Raw genomic sequence first — 5,966 nt, 5'->3', positions numbered from 1 at the left:
CTTCACGAAACCAAAGATCTGGACAGGAGTGAACCCGCAGATCAGCGCCGCGATCACAGGTACCATGACGAACAGAGGTACCGGGTTGGATTTCCCACGGATCAGGGCGGCAACGATGATGATAACCATCAAGAAACCAACTACGCCCAAAAACATAATGCAATATCCTCCTTAGAATAATGATGCGTCCCGGACGGGCAGCCCGGAAACAGGATAAAAATACGATAATGTTATAGTATCACATCCCAAAATTGAAAACGAATAGAAAAAACGGTATAAATCCCATAGCTTTTTACTTATATACTATACGCAAAGCAAGGAATCATGCGGGATTACGGATTTGCATAAATTATTTCAGTTTCCTATAAAAAGAAATAACTTAAAGATTTTTATTCTATTTGAAACAGTTTGCAGCAATCATCCGTCTGCAGACAAAAAAGGTCCCCGGGAATCAATGGATTCTCGGGGATCCTGGATTTATTCCATTTCAGGAAGCCGGATCAGAATTCAGCTTTCTTTACCTGACGGACAACGTCCATCACAGAACCATCCCGTGCTTCGATAATGCCGACGATGCGGTCACCGAATTGTACAGGATCGGGTTTGCCGACCATCTTGTAAGCGGTATCCCGCAGTTCTTCGATGGTGCAGATGGGCAGATCCGTGTCTTTCACCGCGTCGATGATGTCTTGACGGCGGGGATTGATGGCGATGCCGTAATCCGTTACCACAACATCGACCGTTTCACCCGGAGTGGTAACGGTGGTGCAGTCGGTGCAGATAGCCGGGATACGGCCCTGCAGCAGCGGAGCAATGACGATGGTGCATTTGGCACCGGCAGCGGTATCCGGATGGCCGCCCTGGGCACCGGTGATTACGCCGTCAGAACCTACCACAACGTTGACGTTGAAGTGGGTATCGACTTCCAGTGCGCCCAGGATGACATAATCCAGCTTATTGACATAAGCGCCCTTATTGAAAGGATCAGCGTACTGGGAAGTGGTGATTTCGTAATGGTTCGGGTTGGTCTTGATATCTTCGATGGAAGCCATATCGAAATCCTGGGTATCAGCGATCTTGTTGATCAGGCCTTCATGCTGCAGTTCGCAGATGGCCTGGGCGATACCACCCATGGCAACTCCCATGTGGATGTTGTCCTTGCGCAGATGTTCAGCCAGGTATTTGGTGGAAGCGATGGAAGCACCGCCTACGCCGGTCTGGTAGATGAACCCATCTTTGTACCAGGGAGTATGGACCATGAAATCAGCGGCATATTTGGCCATGAGCAGTTTCCGCTGGTCCGTGGTGGGTTTGGCAGCGCCGGTAGCAATCTTCGTAGGATCGCCGATGGCGTCGACTTTCACCACGTAGTCAACGTTGGTCATATCGATGGAGGCCGGAACGTTGGGGAAGGGAACCAGGGTATCGGTTACCACGACTACCTTGTCAGCATATTGGGCATCGACGGCAGCATAGCCCAGTACGCCGCAGTCGCTGCCGTTCTGGCTGCCGAAAGCACGGCAGTTGCCCATGTCGTCAGCGCAGGGAGCACCGATGAAGGCAATGTCGATATGGGTTTCGCCGGATTCTACGGCACGGACACGGCCGCCGTGGCTGCGCATGATGGCCAGGCCCTTCAGTTTGCCGTTGGAAATGGCTTCACCAATCTTGCCCCGGACGCCGGAAGCCTGGATGTTGGTGATGGTGCCGTCTTCGATCATGGGAACGATCGGGTTTTGGGCCTTGCCCAGGGAAGAAGCACAGATGGTCAGGTCTTTGATACCCATCTTGTGGACAGCTTCCATGACCATGTTGACTACGTAGTCCCCTTCACGGAAGTGATGGTGGAAGGACAGGGTCATACCGTCTTTGATGCCGCATTTTTTCAGGACATCTTCGATGGAATCTACGATTTTGCTGTAGTTCGGATCAATGACGGGAGCTACCGTATGGGTAGCCGCTTTGTATGCAACCTGATGTTTCGCATAGCTGCCGGCAAAAGCTTCTTTCCCGGTCAGCTTCAGGATTTCTTCAGGAATCTCTCTACCTACTGCGTTCTTCATCTTATAAATCCCCCTTATAGACACCGGCAGCCTTGGCCATAGCAATGGTTCTCTTGGCGCCGTCATAGAAGGCGATATCCAGCATCTTGCCGTTCAGCTGGAATACACCGATACCCATGGCTTTCTTGGTGTCGATTTCCCGGACAACGGCTTCAGCCCAACGGATCTGTTTTTCGGTCGGGGTGAATACGTCATGGCAGACAGGGATCTGACGGGGGTTGATGATGGATTTGCCATCGAAGCCCATTTGTTTGATCATTTCCACGTCCTTGCGGAAGCCTTCCATGTCATCCAGATCGGTGTAAACGGTATCGAAGCACATACGGCCGGTAGCCCGTGCGGTGATGACCATTTGCTGACGGGCACCCATCAGTTCCACACCGCTCTTGGAAATGCTGGTCTGCAGATCACGGGTGTAGTCGCCGCCGGACAGGGCGATACCGAACAGACGGTCAGAAGAAGTGCAGATATCGTACAGGTTCAGCATGCCCTTGGTGGATTCGATGGCAGCCATGATCAGCGTGCTGCCGATGGGACGATGGAATTCCTTTTCAGCAGCCAGGATGTGTTCTTCCACGGTCTTGATGTCCTTGCCGGATTCAGTCTTGGCCAGACGGATGGCATCGCAGCCGCCGGCAACGGAAACGCGGATATCTTCTTTCCAGTGGGGAGTTTCCAGACCGTTGATCCGGACAACTCTTTCACAGCCATGATAATCGATTTCTTTCAGAGCATGGAACAGAGAATAACGGGCAGCATCCTTCTGGTTTTCAGCTACGGCATCTTCCAGGTCCAGCATGATGGAATCGGGTTTGTACACATACGGGTCTTTTACCAGGCTCGGTTTTTGTGCGTTCAGGAACATCATGGATCTTCTCAAACGCTTGAAGTTCGGGTTTGTATTGATTACTTCCATGTTATAAGACCTCCCAGGGATTCGGCGTATCGGGGTCCTCGTTGATAGAACGGAACACAGCGCCTTCCACGCGTGCTTTTAAAGTGCAGTCCAAAGCACCCTTGTCAACAACAGAAACTTTGGCGTTCTTCACGTCCAGTTTCTTCAGGGTCTCCAGGACAACAGCCTTGATCTGCCGTCCATATTGATGGATGACGCTGCTTTCAACAGTGAGTTCGATGCCGTTGGTACCGGGTTCAACGGTGATCTGGGCATCAGAAGACTCAACAGTGCCAGCCATGGCTGCCTTCTTCAATTCCATGTAAAATCACTCCTTCTGAAATAATGAACAATATACAGTTTGGTACACTTTGATAGTAACACAGGAAAAATTGGAAATCGAATATAAATAATGATATAATCTTTATAAGCTGAATCTTATCAACCCAGAGAAAGCCCCGTGGAATGCGGATCCCCGGGGCTGGGTAAATTGTGCTAAAAAACAAGAAATTAAAACTTCTTCTAAAATACGGCGAAAATGTGGGGGAACCGAGAATCTGGAGGGGTCTATGAATCTGAAGCATGCGCAATATATAATGGAAATCATCAAGCAGGGGAGCATCACCAATGCCTCCAAGACCATGCACGTTTCACAGCCGGCGCTGAGCCAGACCATCAAAGCGGTGGAAAAATACCTGGGAGCGCCTATTTTTTTGCGGAACACCAATCCCATTGTGCTTACGGAAGCGGGGAAGAAATACCTTGCTGCTGTCAAGCAGGTGATCACCATTAGTTCCAATTTGCTCCATGAAGTGGCGGACATCCAGTACGAGGGGTACGGCACCCTGCGGCTGGGCATTCCGGTACAGCGGTCCATGCAGATGCTGCCGGCGGTGATGCCCGTATTCCGCCAGCGGTATCCCCATATCAAGCTGAATATCATGGAAGCGGGCAGCAGCATCACGGAAAGCGAAGTGCTGAACGGAGGCGTAGATCTGGCCGTGCTGACCACCACTCCCACCAATGACGAACTGAAGTATGAACTGGTGGAAACGGAAGATGTGGTCCTGGTGGCCAATAAAATGACCACTCTGGCCCAGCGCATCAAAGGCGGCACGCCCATCCACATCACCGAGGCCAAGAATGAGGAATTCGTTTCCATCACCGAGGGCCATAACGTGCGCCGGGTGCAGGATACCTTGTTCAGCGTATACGAAATCAAGCCCAATGTGATTCTGGAAACTTCCAGCATCGAAGTGGGCAAACGTCTGGTTTCCGCCATGGAAGCCGTATTCATTTGCCCGGATGTGTATCTGGACGATTACTTCTTGTCACAGGACAAGTGTGTGTTGTATCCTTTATTAGGCGTTGCCAACAAACGGTACTGTTATATCTGCTGCCGGAAGGACGCCTATCTCAGCCCTTACGCCCGGGCTTTCATTGAACTGATCCGGACCCTGGGCAAGAAAAGAAAGGAACCTTATACCAAATGAAAGATGTTGTGATCCGTCTGGCAGGCCCTGCGGTGGAAGTGCCGGATATGCTGATGGCACGGGACGGCCGTGCCGCTGCCCAGCGGAAACTGCTGGACCATTTCCACAAACCCCTGCTGTTCTTTACCCAGAATATCCCCGGGCCGGTGAAGACCTCTGCCCTGATCCATCTGGGCTTCCTGGAAGGAATCCGGCGGCTGGAAAAAGCCCTGGATGCAGCCGGGATCCCCATTTTGTACCAGAAAATCATCGATTACAAGACGGGTTACGAGAAATACTATGTGCTGGACGGGGATGCCCGGCGCATTAAGGAAATCGCCTGCACCATCGAAAATGCGGACCGGTTGGGCCGGCTGTACGACATGGACGTGCTGGCGGAAGACGGGCATAAGATTTCGCGGACGGATATCGGACTGCCCGGCCGGCTGTGCCTGGTCTGCTCCCAGCCGGCCCAGGCCTGCGCCCGCAGCCGGAAACACAGCGTACCCGTGCTGGTGCGGAATGTGCACCGGGTACTGGAGAATTTTGTGCTGGAGCGCGTGGAACAGGCCCTGCGGGCCGGGCTCCAGGGGGAAGTGGATGCCACGCCCAAACCGGGACTGGTGGATAAGGACAACGCCGGGGCCCACAAGGATATGGACTGGCATACCTTTGCGGCCAGTACCGATGCCATCGTACCCCATCTGTGCCAGATGGCTGAAAAAGGCTGGAACTGGGAAAAAGACGGAGAAGGGCTGTTCGCTGCCCTGCGGCCCATGGGGGCTGCAGCGGAAAAGTCCATGTTCCGGGCTACGCACAATGTGAACACCCACAAGGGCATCATTTTTTCCCTGGGCCTGGTGACAAGCTTTACCATGTGGTTGTTGGCCCGCACGGGCACCGTGGACAGCGAGAAGACCCTGGCTGCCATTGCAGAAGCGGTGACGCCGCTTTTGGAAAGGGATTTCGCCAGAATCGATCCCTACCATCCCCACACCCACGGGGAAATCCTGTATATCCAGCAGGGCTGCCGGGGCATCCGGGGAGAAGCCATGGACGGCTTCCCGGCGGTGAGCGGAATCGCCCTGCCTGCCCTGCGCCGGTTCCGGGAGGAAGGGAAGCCGGACAACGAAGCCTATATCCAGACCCTGCTGCTGCTGCTCTCCCAGGTAGAGGATACCAACATCCTGAGCCGGTCGGATGCTGCTACCCTGGAACAGGCCCGGGCCGATGCCCGGGCAGTGTTGGAGAAGGGCGGGGCCTTTACAGCGGAAGGAATCCAGGCCGTGTGGGAACTGAACGAAAAATTCATCAGGCAGAACATCAGCCCGGGAGGCTGTGCAGATCTTCTGATCCTGGCCATCTTCCTGGAGAAGATGGAAGAACTGGTGAAATAAAAAAGGGGGTGTGAAGAAATGAGAATTCATTTCTTCACACCCCCTATGTTTTTTATCTCTATGGCTCTCTCAACAAAATTTGAGGAGAAAAGAGCATACTTCCCCCTTTCCCCCAAAGATCAGCTTTTTTAATTAAGCT

At 52.8% G+C, this 5,966-nt stretch carries 5 protein-coding genes; 2 read left to right on the top strand and 3 right to left on the bottom strand.

From position 1 onward, the window contains the following. Positions 1-500: 500 nt before the first annotated feature. The 3 genes from citF to citD are packed head-to-tail and all read right to left on the bottom strand — an operon-like array spanning position 501 to position 3,280. Positions 501-2,063: a citrate lyase subunit alpha gene (gene citF / locus ACR0QW_RS10580; RefSeq protein ID WP_432643606.1), complete on the bottom strand. Its 1,563-nt coding sequence runs from the start codon at positions 2,061-2,063 to the stop codon at positions 501-503. Between the two features lies 1 nt (position 2,064). After that, positions 2,065-2,979 carry an aldolase/citrate lyase family protein gene (locus ACR0QW_RS10575; RefSeq protein WP_071142215.1) on the bottom strand — a complete coding sequence of 305 codons (915 nt, stop codon included), beginning with the start codon at positions 2,977-2,979 and terminating at the stop codon, positions 2,065-2,067. 1 nt (position 2,980) lies between these two features. Continuing rightward, positions 2,981-3,280, bottom strand: coding sequence for a citrate lyase acyl carrier protein (citD, locus tag ACR0QW_RS10570; RefSeq protein WP_432643605.1), 300 nt, complete (start codon positions 3,278-3,280; stop codon positions 2,981-2,983). Between the two features lie 247 nt (positions 3,281-3,527). Between citD and ACR0QW_RS10565 the strand changes: the two genes are divergently transcribed. Both ACR0QW_RS10565 and citX read left to right on the top strand, forming a co-directional pair. Beyond that, positions 3,528-4,451 (top strand): LysR family transcriptional regulator, encoded by a 924-nt coding sequence (locus ACR0QW_RS10565; protein ID WP_432643604.1) that lies wholly within the window; start codon positions 3,528-3,530, stop codon positions 4,449-4,451. Further along, complete coding sequence (citX, locus tag ACR0QW_RS10560) at positions 4,448-5,827, top strand: citrate lyase holo-[acyl-carrier protein] synthase (RefSeq protein ID WP_432643603.1); 1,380 nt, start codon at positions 4,448-4,450, stop codon at positions 5,825-5,827. The genes ACR0QW_RS10565 and citX overlap by 4 nt, the downstream gene beginning before the upstream one ends. The last annotated feature ends 139 nt before the right edge of the window (positions 5,828-5,966 follow it).

The sequence above is a fragment of the Acidaminococcus sp. genome (assembly GCF_050873445.1).
Taxonomy (GTDB): Bacteria; Bacillota; Negativicutes; order Acidaminococcales; family Acidaminococcaceae; genus Acidaminococcus.
The sequence above is the reverse complement of the archived record's forward strand: the minus strand, read 5'-3'. Positions and strand labels throughout refer to the sequence as shown.